The sequence below is a fragment of the Halomonas sp. A020 genome (assembly GCF_027943625.1).
Lineage (GTDB): Bacteria > Pseudomonadota > Gammaproteobacteria > Pseudomonadales > Halomonadaceae > Vreelandella > Vreelandella piezotolerans.
On record NZ_AP022850.1, the window covers coordinates 3087294 to 3108424 of the forward strand.

The 21131-nt window shown below is 58.3% G+C and carries 17 protein-coding genes; 6 read left to right on the forward strand and 11 right to left on the reverse strand.

Annotation, left to right across the window (positions count from 1 at the left end):
* Window positions 1-30: 30 nt before the first annotated feature.
* From FRH_RS14365 to FRH_RS14375, 3 genes are all read left to right on the forward strand, one after another.
* A complete protein-coding gene (locus FRH_RS14365) occupies window positions 31-780 on the forward strand; it encodes an electron transfer flavoprotein subunit beta/FixA family protein (protein ID WP_219863663.1) in 750 nt (249 codons plus the stop codon).
* A 14-nt stretch (window positions 781-794) separates the two neighbouring features.
* Window positions 795-1721 carry an FAD-binding protein gene (locus tag FRH_RS14370; protein ID WP_281997066.1) on the forward strand — a complete coding sequence of 309 codons (927 nt, stop codon included), beginning with the start codon at window positions 795-797 and terminating at the stop codon, window positions 1719-1721.
* A 246-nt stretch (window positions 1722-1967) separates the two neighbouring features.
* Window positions 1968-2927 carry a nitronate monooxygenase family protein gene (locus FRH_RS14375; protein WP_153843295.1) on the forward strand — a complete coding sequence of 320 codons (960 nt, stop codon included), beginning with the start codon at window positions 1968-1970 and terminating at the stop codon, window positions 2925-2927.
* On the opposite strand, the gene FRH_RS14380 is transcribed toward FRH_RS14375, so the two are convergent.
* The 8 genes from FRH_RS14380 to sulP form a co-directional block, all read right to left on the reverse strand.
* Window positions 2909-3688 carry an enoyl-CoA hydratase/isomerase family protein gene (locus FRH_RS14380; RefSeq protein WP_281997067.1) on the reverse strand — a complete coding sequence of 260 codons (780 nt, stop codon included), beginning with the start codon at window positions 3686-3688 and terminating at the stop codon, window positions 2909-2911. The two genes, FRH_RS14375 and FRH_RS14380, sit on opposite strands and share 19 nt — an antisense overlap.
* A 10-nt stretch (window positions 3689-3698) precedes the next feature.
* Window positions 3699-4817 carry an acyl-CoA dehydrogenase gene (locus FRH_RS14385; protein ID WP_281997068.1) on the reverse strand — a complete coding sequence of 373 codons (1119 nt, stop codon included), beginning with the start codon at window positions 4815-4817 and terminating at the stop codon, window positions 3699-3701.
* A gap of 9 nt (window positions 4818-4826) precedes the next feature.
* A complete protein-coding gene (locus tag FRH_RS14390) occupies window positions 4827-6020 on the reverse strand; it encodes an acyl-CoA dehydrogenase family protein (protein ID WP_153843298.1) in 1194 nt (397 codons plus the stop codon).
* Entirely contained in the window at window positions 6017-7465 is a 1449-nt protein-coding gene (locus FRH_RS14395) for an enoyl-CoA hydratase/isomerase family protein (protein ID WP_153843299.1), read from the reverse strand. The genes FRH_RS14390 and FRH_RS14395 overlap by 4 nt, the downstream gene beginning before the upstream one ends.
* A gap of 188 nt (window positions 7466-7653) precedes the next feature.
* Window positions 7654-8799 (reverse strand): TAXI family TRAP transporter solute-binding subunit, encoded by a 1146-nt coding sequence (locus FRH_RS14400; RefSeq protein ID WP_153843300.1) that lies wholly within the window; start codon window positions 8797-8799, stop codon window positions 7654-7656.
* A gap of 19 nt (window positions 8800-8818) precedes the next feature.
* Entirely contained in the window at window positions 8819-10825 is a 2007-nt protein-coding gene (locus FRH_RS14405; RefSeq protein WP_153843301.1) for a TRAP transporter fused permease subunit, read from the reverse strand.
* A gap of 49 nt (window positions 10826-10874) precedes the next feature.
* Window positions 10875-12035: a TAXI family TRAP transporter solute-binding subunit gene (locus FRH_RS14410; RefSeq protein ID WP_153843302.1), complete on the reverse strand. Its 1161-nt coding sequence runs from the start codon at window positions 12033-12035 to the stop codon at window positions 10875-10877.
* A 220-nt stretch (window positions 12036-12255) separates the two neighbouring features.
* Window positions 12256-13959 carry a sulfate permease gene (gene sulP / locus FRH_RS14415; protein WP_139527705.1) on the reverse strand — a complete coding sequence of 568 codons (1704 nt, stop codon included), beginning with the start codon at window positions 13957-13959 and terminating at the stop codon, window positions 12256-12258.
* 235 nt (window positions 13960-14194) lie between these two features.
* On the opposite strand from sulP, the gene FRH_RS14420 reads away from it, so the two are divergent.
* Window positions 14195-15838 carry a methyl-accepting chemotaxis protein gene (locus tag FRH_RS14420; protein WP_281997069.1) on the forward strand — a complete coding sequence of 548 codons (1644 nt, stop codon included), beginning with the start codon at window positions 14195-14197 and terminating at the stop codon, window positions 15836-15838.
* Here FRH_RS14420 and rarD read toward each other — a convergent pair.
* On the reverse strand, window positions 15812-16717 hold the full coding sequence (rarD, locus tag FRH_RS14425) for an EamA family transporter RarD (RefSeq protein ID WP_139527702.1): 906 nt from the start codon (window positions 16715-16717) through the stop codon (window positions 15812-15814). The genes FRH_RS14420 and rarD overlap by 27 nt on opposite strands.
* A 72-nt stretch (window positions 16718-16789) precedes the next feature.
* Between rarD and FRH_RS14430 the strand changes: the two genes are divergently transcribed.
* Both FRH_RS14430 and FRH_RS14435 read left to right on the forward strand, forming a co-directional pair.
* Window positions 16790-17605: an amidohydrolase gene (locus FRH_RS14430; protein WP_281997070.1), complete on the forward strand. Its 816-nt coding sequence runs from the start codon at window positions 16790-16792 to the stop codon at window positions 17603-17605.
* Window positions 17605-18309, forward strand: a complete 705-nt coding sequence (locus tag FRH_RS14435) for a pseudouridine synthase (protein WP_153843306.1) — start codon at window positions 17605-17607, stop codon at window positions 18307-18309. The genes FRH_RS14430 and FRH_RS14435 overlap by 1 nt, the downstream gene beginning before the upstream one ends.
* 162 nt (window positions 18310-18471) lie before the next feature.
* On the opposite strand, the gene FRH_RS14440 is transcribed toward FRH_RS14435, so the two are convergent.
* Window positions 18472-20064: a dipeptide ABC transporter ATP-binding protein gene (locus tag FRH_RS14440; RefSeq protein ID WP_281997071.1), complete on the reverse strand. Its 1593-nt coding sequence runs from the start codon at window positions 20062-20064 to the stop codon at window positions 18472-18474.
* Window positions 20057-21130 carry an ABC transporter permease gene (locus tag FRH_RS14445; protein ID WP_281997072.1) on the reverse strand — a complete coding sequence of 358 codons (1074 nt, stop codon included), beginning with the start codon at window positions 21128-21130 and terminating at the stop codon, window positions 20057-20059. The genes FRH_RS14440 and FRH_RS14445 overlap by 8 nt, the downstream gene beginning before the upstream one ends.
* Between the last annotated feature and the right edge of the window lies 1 nt (window position 21131).

Here is a 21131-nt window from a genome sequence, read left to right on the forward strand (position 1 = left end):
GCTGATGGTTCAATCGCTGGAGCATGCCTTATGAAAATCCTCGTCGCGGTGAAACGCGTCATCGACTACAACGTCAAAATCCGCGTCAAAGCGGACCATTCCGATGTGGACCTTACCAACGTCAAAATGGCCATGAACCCCTTCTGCGAAATTGCCGTGGAAGAGGCGGTGCGCCTGAAAGAGAAGGGCGTGGCCACCGACGTCGTGGCCGTCACGGTCGGCCCCAAGGCCGCCCAAGAGCAGCTGCGCACCGCGCTGGCGCTAGGGGCCGACCGCGCCATCCACATTGAAACCGACGAGCGCGCCGAATCGCTGGCGGTGGCCAAGCTGCTGGCCAAGGTGGTGGACGACGAGCAGCCCGGTTTGGTGATTCTCGGTAAGCAAGCCATCGACACCGACAACAACCAGACCGGCCAGATGCTCGCCGCGCTGACCAACCTGCCGCAAGGCACGTTCGCGTCGGAAGTGGCCGTAGACGGCGACAAGGTCAACGTGACCCGTGAAATCGACGGCGGCTTGCAAACCGTTGCCCTCACGCTGCCCGCCATCGTCACCACCGACCTACGCCTCAACGAGCCGCGCTACGCCAAACTGCCGGACATCATGAAGGCCAAGAAAAAGCCGCTGGATGTCAAAACCCCCGCCGACTACGGCGTCGAGGTGGCCTCCAAGGTCACGCTGCTCAAAGTGGAATCCCCCGCCGAGCGCAAAGGCGGCATCAAAGTCGCCTCGGTGGACGAGCTGATCGACAAACTGAAAAACGAAGCCAAAGTGCTTTAAAAGGAGCTGATCTCATGAGCATTCTGGTACTTGCCGACCTGCATGAAGGTCAGTTAGCGGGCGCCACCGCCCACGTCGTCGCAGCGGCCCAAGCCATTGGGGGCGACATCGACGTGCTGGTGGCCGGTGAAGGCGTCCAGGCCGCCGCCGACGCGGCCGCCCAGCTCGACGGTGTGAGCAAAGTGCGCGTGGCGGACAACGCCGTGTACGCCCACCAGCTCGCCGAGCCCATGGGCGCGCTGCTGGTGGAGCTGGCGGGCGACTATACCCACGTACTGGCCAGCGCCTCCACCACGGGTAAGAACGTCCTGCCGCGCCTAGCGGCGCTGAAAGACGTCAGCCAGCTATCGGACGTGATTGGTGTCGACAGCGCCGATACCTTCCTGCGTCCGATCTACGCCGGTAACGCCATCGCGACGGTGAAAAGCGACGACGCGCTGAAAGTGATCACCGTGCGTACCACTGCCTTCGACGCAGTGGGAAGTGGCGGAAGCGCCAGCGTGGAAGCGGTGGACGTGGTCGTCGACAACGCCCAATCGCGCTTCGTCAAGCAAGAGCTGGCGCAGAGCGACCGCCCCGAACTCGGCGGCGCCAAGATCGTCATCTCCGGCGGCCGCGGCATGGGCAACGGCGAGAACTTCAAGCTGCTCGACGGCATTGCCGACAAGCTGGGGGCAGCCATTGGCGCTTCTCGTGCGGCGGTGGATGCCGGCTTCGTGCCCAACGACATGCAGGTGGGCCAGACCGGTAAGATCGTTGCGCCGGAGCTGTACATTGCGGTGGGTATTTCAGGCGCGATTCAACACTTGGCGGGCATGAAAGACTCCAAGGTGATCGTGGCGATCAACAAGGACGACGAAGCGCCGATCTTCCAGGTGGCCGATTACGGCCTGGTAGGGGATCTGTTCGAGATTCTGCCGGAGCTGGAAAGCAAGCTGTAAGTTTAGGAGGCTGTCCGGAATAGCCCTAGGCGGGGGCGCTGTCAACCCGTCCTTGGGCGCTACTTTCGCTTCTGACCGCCATGGATGGCGGGAATGCTGCTAACGTCAGGAACGTGTTACCTGCCCTGGCGAAAGACCCCCGCTATGGGCTGTTCCGGCCATGCCAACTATTTTGGCCATGCTTTAAAACCCCTTTTTTGGGGTTTTCACGCTGATGGGCTTCCAAACAATGATAATGAGCCACGTATGCTAACCCAACTGACTGCCTCCATGACGCTGCCGGTGATCGGCTCTCCCATGTTTATCGTTTCTGGCCCTGAGCTGGTGATTGCCCAGTGTCAGTCGGGCATCATTGGCGCGTTTCCTGCGCTGAACGCCAGGCCTGCGGAAGTGCTTCGGGAGTGGCTGCAGCAGATCACCGAGACGCTGGACGACTATAACGCTCAGCACCCGCAACAACCCGCCGCACCGTTTGCGGTGAACCAGATCGTGCACCCCACCAATGATCGCCTGGAGCACGATATAGCGCTATGCGCTGAGTTCAAGGTGCCTCTGATCATTACCAGCCTGCATGCGCCCAACCGAGTGGTCAAGCAAGTGCACGCTTATGGCGGCCTGGTGTTTCATGACGTGACCACGATCAGGCACGCCAAAAAAGCCATCGAGGCCGGGGTGGATGGGCTGATTTTGGTCTGCCATGGCGCAGGCGGCCATGCGGGGCGGCTCAACCCCTTCGCCTTTGTGGCGGAGGTTAGGCAGTTCTACGATGGCCCGCTGGTGCTGGCCGGGGCGATTACCAAAGGCGAGCAGATCGCCGCCGCTCAGGCGCTGGGCGTGGACATGGTGTATATGGGCACACGTTTCATTGCCACCCAGGAAGCCAATGCCCAACCGGCTTACAAGCAGATGGTACTGGAAGCCGCCGCGGGGGATATCGTCTACACCAATCTATTTACCGGCGTGCACGGTAACTACCTGCGCCAAAGCATCGAGCTGGCCGGGCTGGACCCAGAGGCACTGCCTGAGGGTGACAAAAACGCCATGCGCTATGGATCAGGCGGCAGCAGCAAAGCCAAAGCGTGGCGGGATATTTGGGGTGCCGGGCAAGGGGTGGGGGTTATTATCACACTGAACAGCGTGGCCGATGAGGTCGCCACGCTGCGAGCGGATTATCAGCAGGCACTAGATCACTTGCGGCGGCGTTGACGAAAGACGGCCACGCGGGTGTGAAAATCCTCGGTGGCCTTACACGCATCCTGCAGCTCACCTTCGAGCGTGATGGTCTCGTCGAGCGTTAGATTCCCCGCTTGTCGCATGGCCCGCTTCGTTGCCCCCAGCGCTTGGGGGGATTGCGTCACCAACGCCTGTGCCAGCGCGCGGGCTTCGACTAGCACCTGATCATCTTCCACCGCTCGGTTAGCCAGGCCCAGCGCCACGCAGCGCTCGGCATCTATTGGGGTAGCTAGCGCCGCCATCTCGAAGGCCTGGGCGTGGCCTAGTTTGCGCACCAAGTGCCAGCACGCACCGCCATCGGGAATCAAGCCAATATTGATAAAGGCCAGTTTCAGGTAAGCCGAGCGGCCCATGACTACCATGTCACTGGCCAACACGTAGGAAACACCAATCCCCGCAGCGGCACCGCTGACCGCCGCAATCACGGGTTTTTCCATCGTCATCATGCTGCGCAGTGCTGGAAGAAAAAGGGTGGCTAACCGTTCGCTGGCGGGCGCAGTAGTGGCCTTCTCGAATTCCGCTACATCGGCACCGGCACAAAAGGCGCTGCCTTCACCGCTGAGAATCACACAGCGCACCTTCGGGTCAGCTGCTACGTTGGCTAATCCCTCATTCAGCGCCAGGGCCGTAGGCTCGTTGAGGGCATTGCGCACCGCTGGGCGCGCAATGAATAGTTCGGCAATACCGCCTTCGGAGACGTTAACCCGCACTAAAGGCGTTGCTTCGCTGGTCATGCGCTGCTCCTTAAGCGGCGTCGAGCTGTTCGCTCACCGTCTCGAGGTGATAGTCGCTGTCGCCCAGGTAGTGATCGAACATCACCAGATGTTTGGCGTAGTGGGCCACGAAGCACTCGTCGGTCATGCCCATTCCACCATGCAGCTGGATGGCCTGTTCGGCGATAAAGCGCGCGGACTCGCCGCAGTACGCCTTGGCCGCGGCGATTTTATAGTCCCGCTCGTTAGCAGGCAGCGTGAGGCTGGTGGCGGCGAGAATCGCCATGGAGCGCGACTGCTCTAGGTGCAGGTGCATATCCACCATGCGATGCTGTAGGGACTGAAATGTGGCCAGCGGCAGGCCAAACTGCCTGCGTTCTTTCAAGTAGGCCAACGTTTGGTCGCAGGCGGTTTCCATGGCGCCGATGGCCTGGGCACACAGCGCGGCGCGGCCTAGCGCCAGCACCGCTGCCAGCGCGTCACTGACGTCTTCGCTTAAGCAGTTCTCTAGCGGCAGCGTCACGTTATTCAGCGTCAGGTCACCGGCGTGCTGATCATCCATAGTGCGATAGGTGCGTACCGTGGTGCCTTGGGTATTGGCAGGCACGATGAACAGCCCGATCTTGCCGCTGGGCAGTTGGGCGTTGACCAGCGTGGCGGTGGCATTGTCTAGGTTGATGACCACATCTTTACACCCGTTAAGCTGCCACTGGCCCTCTTGCTGGCTCGCCTGGGTCGATATATCGAAGGCATCATAGCGGGCGTTTTGCTCTTGCCAAGCAAAAGCGAGCTGGTGTTCACCTTCCAACAGCGGAGCAAGCCAGCGCTCCTGCTGCGTGGGGTTGGCACATAGGGCGAGTAACTGACCGGGCATAACGAGGCCAAACAGGTAAGCTTCAGGAACCAAGCCGCGTCCTAGCGCCTGCATAATAATCATCAGATCGGTGCCGTCGCCGCCTAGCCCGCCCACGTCTTCGCTAAACGGCATGTGCAGCAGGCCCAGCTCGGCAAAGGTGCGCCACAGCGGGCTGGCGCCTTTGGCGGGCGCTTCCAGCATGGCACGGCGCTGCTCGGGGGTGACCTGGTCGGCCACCAAGCGTGTCAGTGTCTCTTCGAGCATTCGCTGCTCGTCGGTAAGTGCAAAATCCATGGTGACCCCCTACATTCTTAAAATGGTTTTAGCGACGATGCTTTTCTGAATTTCGTTAGCACCGCCATAAATCGATAGCTTGCGACGGTTAAAGTACTGGGCACTGGCGGCAGCACTTTGGGCGTCGTTGTCATCTAGCGACTCGTCGCCATGGAGAAACTCAGGGAAGAACGGCAGGGCGGCAGGGCCAAGTGCGCGGCGAGTAAGTTCGCTGATCTCCTGGCGCAGTTCCGAGCCGCGCACTTTCAACAGCGAGCTTTCCGCCCCAGGAACGCCGCCATCCCGTGCGGCGGCAATCACGCGCAGGTTAGTCACTTCCAGCGCCATCAGCTCAAGCTCGGCTTTCACCACCCGCTGGCGAAAGCTGGGTAGCGATAGAAGCGGTTTACCGCGATGCTGCACACGGGTGGCGAGCGACTTCAAATGACGCAGCGCCTGCTTGGCGTGACCAAGCCCGGCAATTCCGGTGCGCTCGTGGGTGAGCAAGAACTTGGCGCAGGTCCAGCCCTGGCCCTCTTCACCGACGCGGTTTTCTAACGGCACGCGGACATTGTCGAGAAACACCTCGTTGACTTCGTGGGCGCCGTCGAGGGTGATAATGGGGCGCACGGTGATGCCGGGGCTCTGCATATCGATCAGCAAAAAGCTGATGCCCGCCTGTTTTTTGGCGTGGGGGTCTGTGCGTACCAGGCAGAACATCATGTTGGCGTGCTGGCCCAGGGTGGTCCAGGTTTTCTGGCCATTGACGATGTAGTGGTCGCCATCACGCACGGCGCGGGTGGATAAACCGGCCAGATCCGAGCCGGCGCCGGGTTCGGAGTAGCCCTGGCACCACCAATCCTGGTTATTAAGAATTCGCGGCAGGTAGTGCCGTTGCTGCTCGACGCTGCCGAATTTCATGATCACCGGCGCGACCATATTGACGCCAAAGGGTACCACGGTAGGGGCGTGGGCGGCCGCGCACTCCTCGTCGAAGATATGCCGCTGCACCGGGCCCCAGCCTGGGCCGCCATGTTCGACGGGCCAGTTGGCCGCAAGCCACCCTTGCTCGCTGAGAATGTTCTGCCAGCGGATATGGTCATCGGCGCGCAGATGGCGGCCTAAACGCACGCGCTCACGAATGTCGCTGGGCAGTGCATCGGCTAGAAATCGGCGGACTTTCTCGCGGAATGCCTGCTCTTCGGGGCTAAACGTCAGGTTCATGAGTGTGCATCCTCGGAAGGCGTCTTTTTGTGAGTCGATGAAGGGGATGGCAGTGTGGCTTGGCGGTGCGGCCCACCCAAATGGCGTGGGTAGCCCAACGCTTCCACCGCCAGCAGATCGATGTCGCTCTCGCGGTAGCAGGCCCCCTGCTGCGCCAGCGTCAGGCTCGCCTGCTCCATGGCGGACTGAGCATCGTTGTCGGGCGTTTGTCTTGCGGCGTGATAAAGCGTGCTCAGCACGCTGTGACACTGAGTCACCACCACGTTGGCTCGTAGCGCTTTGAGCGTTAAGGCCACCCGCTGCTGATCGGCTGCGTTGGCACCGTGATTGACCAGCTCATGGAAAGGGCCGCGTTCGGAAAGCACTAAGCTGATAGGCGATGTTGAGGCATTTGCGGTAAGTAACTGCAGCGCTACGGTGACCGCTTGAGAAGGGCAGGCACTGGCATCTTCGCCAGGGGCGAGCAGGCATAGTTCGGTGCTGGCGTCTGGTGTGTGGGTCAGCGTGAGCTCAGAGCGCTGGGCCGCTTTCAGGAGCGTGTCGAATAGCGGATGCTCACCGACGAGGGCGATATGCGCAAAGGGCTGAGCACTGTCGACGCCGGGCACCACATGGGGATTTCTGGCGGCAAAAAACAGGTGAATCAGCCCTGCGCGCTGCGGAGAATCCATGCAAGCCAGAAATAGCTCACGCTCGCGACGCAAACCCTCTTCCAGCGACGCGGCTTTGGTGCAGGCGTCAACGGCTTCTACAATGCGAAACGGAGAGAACAGTGCCGGCACGCTGGTTTCAAGCTGCTCTCGCATGGTAGCAATGGCCTGGGGGTTGGCTTCTGGGGAGGGTAACTGCCCGGTAATGCGCGCCTGCCGTTGTCCTGTGAGGATCGCTTGGGCCGCTGCCAAACCTGCCTCCAGCGGCGTTTGGGCATCGCTGATGGCATCGATGATGCCGAGATCCCGGGCTTCAGCGGCTTTCACAAACCGCCCGCTGGTGATGATCTCCAAGGCGTTTTCTACACCTACCAAACGGGGCAGCCGCTGGGTACCGCCCGCGCCAGGCAGCAAGCCCAGCTTCACTTCCGGTAAACCCACGCGGGTGCCAGCCAGCGCAACACGGTAGTGGCAGCCCAGTGCCACTTCTAAGCCGCCACCCAGCGCGGTGCCGTGTAACGATGCGATGAGTGGTTTGGGGCAGGCTTCTAATTGCGTAATGACATCCGGTAACAGCGGTGCTTGGGGTGGCTTGCCAAACTCGCGTATATCGGCCCCGGCGATAAAGGTACGCCCCTCTGCCATCACCACCAGTGCTTTGGCCTGTTGGTCTGCGATGCCCTCTTTCAATGCGCTAAGCAATCCGCTTCGCACTGCTTGGCCCAAAGCGTTGACCGGCGGGTTCGCGATACTGATGACGCCGACCTCGCCGTGTCGCTGATAGTGAACACTCATAGTGGCTCCCGTGTTTCGCTATGTGAAATTTAAGGTTGTTATTTGGAATCCAGTGATCATGGCGAAAGAGGCCGTTGGAGTCAATAATGCAAAACATGATTTTGCATTGCGAAATAAAAAGCGAAAGAAAAGGCCGCCCAGAGGCGGCCGAACGTGTCGAACTGCTGGCGGATAGCGATGCTGCATGGTTAGAAAACGGGATTTAATCCGGCGTCTTCAAGGGCGGTGCGGCGTGCTTCCATCCAGCCGTCGATGAACGCCGTTTCCTCTTCTGGCGCATTGGCTTGGTAGGTATCCCAGGTATCCATCAGAAGCTGCTGACGCGCCACCAGGGCGTTTTGGTGGGCGTCCATGTCATCGGTCCATACGCCGCTTTCTCGGTAATACTCGACCACGGCGTCGTGGAAAGGCACTACCCAGGTCATATTTTGGTTCTCCAGCGCATAGCCGCTGGCCCCCGGGGCGTTATCCTTGTAGTCATCGAACGACTCCACCAGCGTGGTAATCAGGCCGGTGACGGTTTCTGGCGCTAAATCAGCGTTGCCCACCATGATCGGATAGGGATAGCTGGCGCTGGCAAGCGGCTGGTCAGCGTTAATACCTGCGCCTGAAGTGACGTCGTGGGGTTGGAAGTATGGCGCCACCTCCAGCATCTGAGCCCAACCTGCTTCGTCTTCTGTGGGTAGCTCCGGCCACTGCAATCCACGCGGACTTGCCGCTAAGCGTTGGGCGGCAGGCGTCACCGTCGTAGTAATAGCGGCATCGGCACGACCGCTGATAATACCGTCGAAGGCGGCGTTGTAGCCGGGGAAATCGACACGTTCAACGTCATCCCAGGTCAGTCCGGCAAACGCCAGATAGGCCTCGGCGGCTTTGTTCAGCGCGTCGTCGCCACGAAGATAAGCTAATCGTTTACCTTCAAGATCGGCGATGGATGACATCGCTACGTCGCCTGCTACCGCCATACCTAACCCAAAGCTGGCCATGGAGGTTGAAATCACGCGGATCGGCTGCGGGCCCCAGTCCGGCCCCGCGAACATCATCACGCCTTCGGAGCCGTAGTAGCTGGCAATGCCGCAGGCGCACAGATCCACACGACCGGTTTTCAGTGGGGTCATGCGCATGGTGTCGTTTTCACCGGGAATGACCCGGGACTGGGTGCCATGCTCCTCCTGAAGCAGCTGGCTGATCGCCATGATCTGCGCATGGCCGCTGGTGCCGGTGCCGTAAGCTGTCCAGTTCAAGGTGCTAGGCATGGCGCTGACGCTCCCTGCCGCCAGCAACCCCGCCGTTAAACTACCGAGTACAAGAGTGAGGGTTGTTTTTGTGCTCATAAGACTCCTCGGGGTGATATTAAGCATTAGCAGTGAGCGAACGCTGGTGATGGCGTTGGCTTAGGCGCGCAAGCGCAACGCCCGGTAGCAGCGCCGCTGCGGCCAAGCCGATTAATTCCCACTGGCTGAGGGGCACCATGCCACCACCGGGTAGTGCCAGTAGCAGGCCTGCTATGAGCACGAGCGCGCGGATGACCATTTCTTGTAGGGCGCCGTAGCCCAGCCGACCCACGCCCATCAGGTAACCTTGCATGGCAGAGGCAAACAGGACGATGCCGATCACCGCTTGGATGAACACGGCAACGATCATCAGTGGTTCGCCCTGCATGATCAGCGCAGGGTTGAGTACGAATAGGAAAGGAATAAAGTAAATCACGCTGCCTAGACGCATGGCCTGCAGCCCGGTTTCCATCGGGCGGGCGCCTGCCACGGTGGCTGCTGCAAAGGCACCCAGCGCGACGGGAGGGGTAATAAAGCTGAGCATGCCCCAGTAGAGAATGAACATGTGAACCGCCATGGGATCCAGGCCGCCGCCCTGAATCAGTGCAGGAGCCAGCGCCACCGCTAGGAAGATGTAAGCCGCGGTGACGGTCATGCCAATGCCCAGCACGAAGCTGGTGACCGCGCCCATGATCAACAGCAGTGGCACGCTACCACCAGCGATATTGATGAAGTCGTTGGCAATGGTGCCCGACAAGCCGGTCATGGAGAGCGCACCGACCAACATGCCAACGCCCGCTAGAATGGCGATCAGTTCGGCAAACAGTTTGGCCGCGGATGACAATGTCTCCGTGACATCCTTCCAGCCCCAGCGGTTGTGCTTGGAGAGCTGATTGAGCACCAACAGCAGGGCGGTGGCGTAGAAGGGGGCCACGGCCTCGCGCTGCATGACCAGCAGCATCCATACCAGCAGGCCGAAAACGAAAATAAAGTACCAGCCCTCTTTTAGCGTTTGTTTGATCGAGGGTAGCTCAATGGCGGGTAGGCCTTTGATGTCGTTGCGCGCGGCATAGGCATCGATTTGAATGAACAGACCTAGAAAATAGAGAATGGACGGGATCACCGCCGCCAGGGCGACGGCGGCGTAAGGAATGTCCAGAAACATTGCCATCACGAACGCGGTGGCCCCCATGACAGGCGGCATCAACACGCCACCCGTCGAGGCGCAGGCTTCCACGCCGCCGGCAAACGAGCGGCTCATGCCAATCCGGCGCATGGCGGGAATCGAGAGTACCCCGGTGGTCAACACGTTACTGATCACACTGCCGCTCATGGAGCCCATCAGGCCGCTGGAGAAAATCGATACCTTGGCCGGGCCACCTCGCACATGGCCAAGCAGTGCAAATGCCAGATTAATGAAAAACTTGCCGCCGCCGCTTTTTTGCAGCACCACGCCAAAGACCAGAAAGCCGATCACCAAGCCTGCGAAGGCCTGTAGCGGTACCCCCATGATGCTTTCGGTGCTCATGGTGTGGTACATCGCCGTTTCAGAGAGGCTGGAAGGGAACGCTTGGATAGGTCCAGGGACGATATCGGCGACCAACGGGTAAAGAGAAAACAGTCCAGCAATGATCGCAATGGGCAGGCCGCCCGCCCGTCGAGCGGCTTCGATGATCAGTAACCAGTAGGCATAGCTGAAATAAATGGCGATATCAGGAGCGGCAAACGCCCAGCCGCGCTCGAGAATAGGGACGGCGTTGTAAACAAAGTAGCCGCCTACGATCAGCGTTGCGGCGCTCAACAGGTAGTCATACAAGGGAATGGGTTGCTCCTGCTGGCTGCTGCGCATGGGCCATAGCAGAAACACCAGCGGCAGAAGCAGTGCCACCACTGCGTAGTAAAACTGCGTTTCCAGCCCGGTGACGAACGTGAGCAAGCCCCAGTTAAACAGGTAGTCCAGCGTCATCATCATGAGGAGCACGGTGACGGTGGCCGGTACCCAACGAAGCGCCAGTGGCAGCTCGCGAATTTGGCTGATTTTTTCTTTGACCTGCGCCGTGTTGGCAGGTGGTGTTTCAGTGCTCATAGGGCGTTCCATCCATCGGCAGGGGCGGCGAGCGCCGCCCCATGGCGAGTTACTCGAAGATCGGCTCGAATCCAGCCTCGGCGAGGGCTGAAGCGCGAGCGGTCATCCAATCGGTGGTAAACGTGTCGGCATCGCTGGGGGCATCTTGCATAAACTGCTCCCAGGCCTGCATCAATACGTTTTGCCGCTCGACGAGCTGGTCTTGGTGGGCCTGCATCTCATCGGTCCACACGTCGATCTCTTTGTAGTACTCCACTACGGCGTCGTGGAAAGGAATCACCCACTGTAAATCCTGGTACTCGAGTGCGTAGCCCACCGCCCCCGGCGCGTTATCTTTATAGTCGTCGTAGTTCTCTTGCATCGCTTTGATCAAGCCGTAAGCGACGCTGTCATCGAGATCCTGGTTGGCGACCACGATCGGATACGGGTAGCTGGCGCTAGGCACCGGATTATCGGCGCTGATACCACCAGCCCCAGCGGTGACTTCATGGGGGCGGAAATAGGGCGCGACGGCAGCCATGCGCTCCCAGCCTGCCTCATCGTTAGGATCCAGTACTGGCCAGCTGACGCCGCGTGGGCTACTGGCAAGCTGCTGAGCGGGCGGTGTCACGGTGGTGGTAAAAGAGGCGTCTACATCACCCGCAATAATGCCATCAAAGGAACGAGCGTAGCCCGGATAGTCTACGCGTTCGACGTCATCCCAGGTCAAGCCTCCAAAGGCGAGATACGCCTCAGTGCCTTTGTTGAGCGCGTCGTCACCACGAATGTAGGCAATGCGCTTGCCCGCTAGGTCGGCTGGGGTCTCGACACCGAGATCTCCTGCGACCGCCAACGATAGTCCAAACGATGCAGTGGAGGTCGTGATCACGCGCAGCGGCTGCGGGCCCCAGTCGCGGTCGGCAAACATCATGACCCCTTCCGCGCCATAGTAGCTGGCAATGCCGCAGGCACACAGATCAACACGACCCTGCTTGAGGGGCGTCATACGTGAGACATCGTTATCGCCGGGCAGAATGCGTACCGATGAGTCGTACTTATTCTGCAGCATGTTGCCGATGGCGACGGCTTGAGCGTAGCCGCTGGAGTTGGTGCCGTAAGCGGTCCAAGCCATGGTGCTGGGAAGTTCTACTTCGCTAGCGTGGCTGACCGCCACCCCTAACAGTGAGAGCGGAAGGGCGGCGATTAACAGGCGGTGAGCAAACGGATGCATTGAAATGCTCCTTTATTGTGGTTGTTACTGTTAGATGTGTTACGTTCGATTACATTTTGTTTTGCTATGCGGTATTTGGTTTTGCTTAGTGGTCGAGTGATAGTAGGTAAGGCCGGAGAGGCTGTCAACGCTGTTCTCATAGGCGACTACAAATAGTCTTTAGTGCAATGTAAAAAGCCAGGCGGTTGCCTGGCTTTTCAGAAAATTATGAGGCTAAAAGCTAAGAAAATTCCCGCCATGCGGCGTAGGTGCTTAAGAACACTCGCCCGGTTAACGCTTCCAGAAAGTCGCTTTTTTTCAACTGGTCCATCACGGGCCCTTTTACCTCGGACAGGTGTAGTTTGACGTCGGAGTCCTTCAAGCGCGCATTGATGGCATCCAGGCTCTCTAAGGCAGAGGCATCGATCAAGTTGACCGCTGAACAGATCAGCACGACATGCTCGAGCTCTGGGCGGCTAGCCACCAAGTTGTAGACGGTATCTTCCAAATAGCGAGCATTGGCAAAGTAGAGGCTTTCATCGATGCGCAGTAGGGCTGCGTTGCTGACGGTTTCCACATCGTGCCGCTCCACGTTACGAAAATGCTCGGTATCGGGCACTCGGCCCACAAGCGCGCTATGAGGGCGGCTGGTGCGGTATAAAAAAAGTGCAATAGAGAGCGTCACCCCGCCAATGATCCCCGCTTCGATCCCTTCCACCAGCGTCAACAGAATAGTGACCGCCATGGCGGCAAAATCGCTGCGGGAGTAGCGCCAGGTTTGGCGCAGCATGGGCAAATCCACCAGCGTCAAAATAGAGACCGTGATAGTGGCTGCCAGAGTGGCGATGGGCAGATAGTAGAGCCAGCCAGTAAAAGCCATGGTCACTAGTGCAATACCGAGCGCGGCAAAGGCTCCGGCAGCCGGCGTTTGTGCCCCTGCATCGTAGTTGATGACAGTGCGCGATAGCCCGCCCGTGACGGGCATGCCGCTGGTGAATCCAGCCGCTAAGTTGGCGGCTCCCAATCCAATCAACTCTTGATTGGGAGAAATACGCTGGCGCCGCTTAGCGGCCAGCATTTGACCCATCGAGACCGATTCCACGAAGCCCACTAAACTGATCAACATGGCGGGGATGATGAGGGTCCGCCAGAGTGACACATCGCCCCAGGGAAAACTCAAGGCGGGCAGGCCACTGGGTATGGTGCCGACGACCGCCACGTCTTCGCGGTAAGCGAGCTGCCAATACCACGTGACCAGCGTGGTGACGATCACGGCGAATACCGGGCCAGCTTTGGTGATCAAATCGGCGAGCGTGACGGGCACGCCCAATGACATCAGACTTCGTTTGCCGTAACGGCGCATCAGTACCAGAAACAGCAGCGTCCCTCCGCCAATGGCCATGGTAAAGGGGTTATAGGTGGAGAGGTTGGGAAGCAGCGTCATCAGGCGTTCTACCAAGGTAAAGCCGCTGCTGGAGATGCCCAGTAGGCTGCCTAGCTGGCTAACGGCAATCAATATGCCTGAAGCGGTCAAGAAGCCAGATATGACCGGGTGGCTCAAAAAGTTGCTAAAAAAGCCCATTTTCAGCGCACCCATGGCCATCAGCATAGCCCCTGATAGCAGTGATAGTACCAGGGCTGCTTGAACATACTCCGCTGACCCTGGTGCCGCCACAGATGAGAGGGCAGCGCCTGTCATGAGCGCTATGATCGCCACAGGCCCCACCGCCAGCGTGCGGCTAGTGCCCAAGAGGGTATAAAGCAACTGGGGCAGAATGCTCGCATATAGCCCCACGACCGCTGGCAGACCTGCCAGCAGTGCATACGCCAACGACTGAGGAATGACCATGACGGTCACGATCAAGCCTGCCAGAAGGTCTGCCCCGAGCAAACGCTGATGGTAATGAGGTAGCCAGTTGAAGATGGGCAAATAGCGTTTGAACATAAGCTCCTGAGCATCTGCTGAATAGGTACCGACAAAGTAACGTTAAAAGGACTGATAGTTTAGCGCGTTACGCGCTGAATGACGGCATTGGCCACGCTATCTCATCGTTATGTTGGCCTTCCCCCAAAGTGCTACTTATTTCATTAGCATAACCCGTTAAGCTCACTGAGAGAGCAGCCTCTCCCTATCGCATCGTTCAAAACTCAACAACGTCAATTAAAAAAGAGTGACTCATATGCGACTATTTCGTTGGCTTATACCATTGCTACTGATCATTGCGGCGACGTTGCTAGTGTCGCTTTCCGGGCCATGGGCCTATGCGGCACTGGTATGCGCAACGCTAGCCGGCGTGACGGCGGTGGCCAGCGCCCTTTATGCGATTTATAACGCGGGTCACCAACCTTCGAGTCAGCGCGAACTACTGAAGCCGCTGCGTGATTACGGTTCCTTGCGGGCCATGTCGTACCGATTGATGAAACGGGCTAGCAGTACCGCCATCGCCTCGGCAGAAGTGTCTCACTATGCCGACCTAATGGCTCAGCGCTTGGGCAAACAGGAGGGTATGGCAAGCGAGGCATCCTCGAGCATGAGCGCGATCAACACCGCTATCGTGCAGGTGAGCGCCAGTGCGTCTCATGTGGCCGCATTGGCTGAGAGCGCACGGCAGGCGAGCCATCACAATCACGATGAGCTGACGGCGATCATTCACGACATGACCGAGGTGGCCGAACGCTCTAGCCAAGCACTTGAGATGTTAACGGCGCTCAACGATAAAATCGAACGCGTTCGAAACGTGACCTCCATGATCGAAGATATCGCAGAGCAAACGCATCTTCTCTCACTGAATGCGTCTATTGAGGCGGCTCGCGCTGGTGAGCATGGTCGGGGGTTTGCCGTCGTCGCAGGAGAGGTGCGTAATCTGGCGATGAAAACGTCTACCGCTACGCAGAGCGTCGACGAGTTGGTTAAAGATATGCATCAAAGTGGCCATAGCGTGGTGGTCACGATGGGCGATTTGATGACCCGGGTACGCGAACGTTCTCAAGGGATGCAGCGGGTGGGTAGCAGTTTAGCGACGATAACCGAAGAGTTCGATCAAGTTCAGCAAGAGATCACCAGCGTTGCAGAGGCAATGAGCAGCACCAGAGCGCACAGCCAAACCGTCGCCGACAGCCTGCGTCAATTGGAGAAGGATGTCGACGAAGGCAATCGCAACATGCATGAACTCGCCTTACAAGCGCGAGCGCTGATGGACGCTGCCGAAGGGGTCGACGGCGAGCTAGCGCAACAGCGGCTGCTAGGGCGGCATCAAACGGTCTTTCTAGCCGCTCGGCGCACTGCCGATCATATCGGAAAGCTGTTCGAGGCGGCTATTGCCCGAGGAGAGCTGTCCGAAGCCATGCTATTCCAGCCCGACTATGCACCCATAGACGGTACACGGCCACCGCTCTACCACACGGGATATGACCACTTCACTGATCAGCAACTGCCTACGCTCCAAGAGCCGCTACTCGGTGAATATAGCCTAAGCTATGCCATTGCCTGTGATCGAAATGGTTACGTACCCACCCATAACGCGGCGGTGAGTCGTGAGCCGACTGGCGACTATGAGCACGATCTCAAATACTGCCGCAGCAAGCGTATTTTTGACGACCCAACCGGGAGTCGCTGTGGTACGCACGAAAAGCCACTGTTACTGCAGACCTATAAACGCGATACGGGAGAGATCATGCATGACCTCTCCGTGCCTATTTATATCAACGGCAAACATTGGGGCGGTTTCCGGGTAGGGTATCAGCCCGAAAAAGAAACCGCCGAAGGTTTGAGCGATCAACAGGCAGTGCTGGCGAACTCAAGCCATCGCCTGGCGCGGGCGTGACTGCCAGGATGACCAAGAGTAGAGAGCCAAGCCCGTCCAGATCATCATGAACGTGGCGAGTTGAATCAGGCCTAGCGGCTCGCCGAATACCGTCAGTGCAATCAAAAACTGGATGCTGGGGTTGATGTACATCAGAAACCCCAGCGTTGCTAATCGTAGGCGGCGGGCCGCACCAGCAAACGCCATAAGAGGGAGGGCAGTCAAAACGCCACTTACGACGAGAAGCGCAGACATAGGGGCATCATGCAAAAAGTGCGACGCTCCCTGCCAGCTCATCCACGTGAGCGCGAGCAACGCTAAAGGAAACAGCAGCAGTGTTTCTACGAAAAGTCCCGATAATCCATCTAGCGGCACCTGCTTACGAAACAATCCATAGCTACCAAAGCTCAATGCTAGCAGTAAGCTAATCCACGGTAACTCGCCTAGCATGACGAACTGAATGGTAATCGCCAGGCTGGCAAGGCCCAAGGCCACTAGCTGTAATTTGGCCATCACTTCACGCAGCACTAGCATACCCAGTGCCACGTTCACCAAAGGGGTGAGAAAGTAGCCTAAACTGGCCTGAAGCACTTGTTGGGTTTCGACGGCATAAATGTAAATGCCCCAGTTAAAGGCAATGAGCAGCGCACAGGCCAGTACACGCCCTAGACGTCTGGGCTCGATCAGCGCAGCCATTACCGGCGGCCAGCGCCGCAGTATGCTGATCAATCCCACCAGAAATAGGCACGACCATAAAATTCGATGTATCAAAATCTCGAGAGCCGGGACCCCATCGAATAGAGCAAAAAAGAGCGGGAAGCACCCCCACATAGTGTAGGCCGTCAAGCCGAACATAACGCCCTTTACCGCCTCAGGGTCTCGCGTAGCGGATGGAAGCATAGCAGCCTCATTAAGTAAAAATGCTAATCTAGCACACTATCAACGAACACACCGACGCAAAGGAGACGTGGCATGAGCCAATTGAAAACTAGCTTGGTGCAGTGCGATTTACGTTGGGAAGACCCGCAAGCCAATCATGAACATTTAGAGGCGCTGCTCGGTGATTTGGATGGTCGCGATACGGATCTGATCGTGTTACCCGAGATGTTCGCCACAGGCTTTACCATGAACTCTCGTGAGATGGCGCAGCCCATGGCCGAGAGTCAGAGCGTGGCGTGGCTACAGAGCCAGGCGCAGGCGAGAAACTGTGTTCTGACGGGGAGTGTGGCCATTGTAGATGATGGCCAATACTACAATCGCATGGTTTGGGCGACGCCTGACGGTGAATTGCACTACTACGATAAGCGTCACCTGTTCCGCATGGCTGGCGAGCACGAGCGCTACGGGATGGGGTCAACGCGCCATATCGTCGAACTCAAGGGGTTCAAGCTTCAATTGAGCGTTTGCTACGACCTACGCTTTCCCGTTTGGATGCGCCAGCAGCCAGCAGAGGATGAACATTTCGAGTATGATGCCATCCTGTGCGTCGCTAACTGGCCCGCTCCCCGTCGACATCCGTGGCGTACGCTGTTACAAGCACGCGCGGTAGAGAACCTCGCCTATGTGGTAGGGGTAAATCGTGTGGGTGAAGATGCCAAGGGGCTGGCCTATAGCGGCGACTCCATGCTGGTCGATTTTAAAGGCGAACCGCTGATCGACCAGCCCGCCCATACTCCGTTCATTGAAACGGGGGTGTTAGATAAAACGGAACTCGATGCTTTTCGTGACAAATTTCCTGCTTGGCAAGATGCCGATCGCTTTACGGTACTGCCAGGAGTCGGGCAATAATGCGGCTTGATCGTTTTTTAAGTGAAACCACACCGCTGACTCGCAGTTTGGCAAAACGTGCGCTTAAAAACGGGGAGGTGACCCTCAATGGCGACCCTATCAAACAGGCGGCCACCCAGATCGATACCGGCAACGATGAGGTACTGCTCAACGGCGAACGGCTTACCTTGGTGGGCCTTCGTTACCTGATGATGCATAAACCCGCAGACGTGGAGTGCACGGCGCGCCGGGGGCTCTATCCGCGGGTGATTGACATTATCGACGTGCCCAAGGTCGAACGACTACAGCCAGTCGGGCGCTTAGACGTGGACACCACCGGCCTGTTACTTCTAACCGATGATGGCCAATGGTCTCATCGGGTGACCTCGCCACGCCATCGCTGTGCTAAAGTCTACGTGGCCGAGCTTGCCGACCCTATGGAAGACGAGACCGCCGAATGGGCAGTAGAGCAAGTCGCTCAGGGGATTCTTCTTGAGGGTGAAGAAACACCGACGCACCCGGCCATCCTTCGATTCGTGACTCCCAAGAAAGCGGAGTTAACCATTACGGAAGGGCGTTACCACCAGGTAAAACGCATGTTCGCCGCGTTAGGCAATCATGTTACTGCGTTGCACCGCCACTCGGTAGGTGACGTAGTGCTGCCAGATGACCTTGCCCCAGGCGAGTGGCGCGAGCTTACACCTGAAGAGATCGCTAGTTTCTAGCCAGCATTTCGCTGTTGAACGCTGCCCGCAGCATACTGCTGAAGGCAGCGTTTTAGTGCGTGCTTTTTTATACCGTTATCTTAATTGTTGACGCTTCTCAAAGCCAACGTCACCTTTTAAAAATGACAGACTAAACGGTTAACCAACGACAAAAGGGACGTATTAGTAGAGGTGTGCCGCTTCGATAAGGGCCTTGGTATAGGGGTGGCGAGGGGCGGCCAGGACCTCTAGGCAGTTCCCTTGTTCGATCACTTCGCCATCTTTTAGCACCATGATTCGGTGAGCCATGGCGCGCACCACGGCGAGATCATGGCTGATGAACAAATAGCTGAGCTGGCGGCGTGCTTGAAGGTCGCGTAGTAGCACCACGAGCTGCTTTTGCACGGTACGGTCGAGCGCAGAAGTGGGTTCGTCCAGCACAAGAAGCTCCGGCTCTAAAATGATCGCTCGAGCGACGGCAATGCGTTGTCGTTGGCCACCGGAAAACTCATGAGGGTAGCGGTCGGCGCAGCTCTTTGGCAAGCCGACCTCACTGAGAGTGCGGTGAACTCGCTCGGTCACTTCCATCTCACTCAGCGTTGGGAAGTGAAAGCGTAACCCTTCACTGATGATATCGAACACGGGCATACGGGGAGATAGGGCGCCATATGGGTCCTGAAACACCATTTGAAAACGGTGGCGCTGACGGCGTAACGCTTCCCCAGTGAACTGGCTCAGCGTCGTGTCGCCCAGCTTGACGTCGCCTTGGCTCGCTACCAAGCGCATGATGGCGGAGGCAAGGGTCGTCTTTCCAGATCCCGACTCGCCGACGATGCCTAGTGTTTCACCTGGTGTAAGGGTGAGGTCAGTGGCTTTTAGCGCTTCGAATGCGGGCGGTTGACGCTGGAATAGGCGTGTTTTAGGGCGCGCGAAACTGACCCGGAGTTGTCGAGTGGTCAGCAAAGAGTGAGTGTTCGAAGGTTCGGCTGGGCGGCCCTCAGGCTCAGCGGCAATCAACGTTTTAGTGTAATCGCTTTGCGGTCGGCGAAACACGTCCTCTACTCGACCGCTTTCCTGCAACTTGCCTTGGTACATGACGCAAACGCGATCGGCATGACGACGGACCAGATTCAGATCGTGGCTAATCAGCAATACGCCCATGTCGTGACGGTCACGTAGCTCTTTGAGTAGCGCGAGGATGTCCTGTTGCACGGTCACATCCAGCGCGGTCGTCGGTTCGTCTGCAATCAATAGTGCAGGGTCGTTAGCAATCGCCATGGCGATCATCACCCGCTGGCGCTGGCCACCGGAGAGCTGGTGGGGCCAAGCGTCCAGAAGTTCTTCTGGCCGAGGCAGCTTGACCTGCTCGAGAAGCGCTTTGGCTCTCTGCCGGGCCGCTTGGCCATTTAGGCCTTGGTGTAGTCGGAGGGTTTCGCCAATTTGCTTGCCGATGCGATGCAGAGGGTTGAGTGACGTCATCGGCTCCTGAAAAATGAACCCCACGCGGTTGCCGCGAATGCCGTTCCAGTCACGTTTGCTTAGCTGTGCTAGATCGATGCCTTCTAGCCAACGTCGACCGCGCACTTCTGCATTGCTGGGCAATAGGTCAATGGCACCCAGCGCAGAGACCGACTTTCCTGACCCAGACTCGCCAACGATCGCGAGCGTTTCACCCGGGTTTACCGACAGTGAAAGGTCATCTACAACGACCTTGTCATCAAAGGCCACCGTGAGTCCATCGAGTGTCAGCAGCGGTTGTGGGGTTGGCTCAGACATGAGTCGTTTCCTGGACAGTAGAGGGACGCTGCTTAACGTGGCGCGGGTCGAACGCATCGCGCAAGCCTTCCCCGATAAACACCAACAGAGACAGCATGATGGCTAGGGTCATGAAGGCGGTGATGCCAAGCCACGGCGCATGCAGATTGTTCTTGCCCTGTGCGGCGAGTTCCCCGAGCGACGGGGCCCCGGGTGGCAATCCAAAACCTAGAAAATCCAGTGCCGTTAGGGTCCCAATGGCGCCGGTAAAAATGAACGGAATGAACGTTAGGGTAGCGACCATTGCATTGGGCAGCACGTGGCGCCACATGATCAGGCGAGAGGGCAACCCCATGGCTTTTGCGGCGCGGACGTACTCCAGGTTGCGGGCGCGCAGAAATTCGGCGCGCACGATGTCGACCAGCCCCAGCCAGGAAAAGAGCAGCATGATACCTAGCAGCCACCAAAAGCCTGGCTGTACGAAGCTTGCCAGTATGATCAGCAAAAACAGCACCGGCAGTCCCGACCAGATTTCGGTGATCCGTTGACCGATCAAGTCGACTTTGCCACCAAAATAGCCCTGCACGCCGCCTGCGATAACACCGATCACCAGCGAGCCCGCCGTCAATACCAGCGCGAACGCCACAGAGAGCCTGAAGCCGTAAATGACGCGGGCCAAGACATCGCGGCCTTGGTCATCGGTGCCTAGCCAGTGGCGGCGGTCCGGCGGTGCAGGGGACGGGCGCGTCATCTGCATATCCAGCGTTTGGTAAGAGAACGGAATGAGGGGCCAGAGCGCCCAACCGTGGTTGCTAATCTGTTGCAGAATGAAGGGGTCTAGATAATCCGTGCGGGTCGGTAAAAAGCCACCAAACTCGGTTTCTGGATAATCGACCAATAGCGGCACGTACCACTGACCGTCGTACTGCATGACGATGGGTTTGTCGTTGGCGATGAGCTCGGCGAATAAGCTGATGATAAACAGAACGGCGAACAGCCACAGCGAAACCCGCGCGCGGCGATTATCGCGAAACGCGGCGAGTCGCCGAAGCGTGATGGGCGATAGGCGAGAGGTGATTGCGCACATA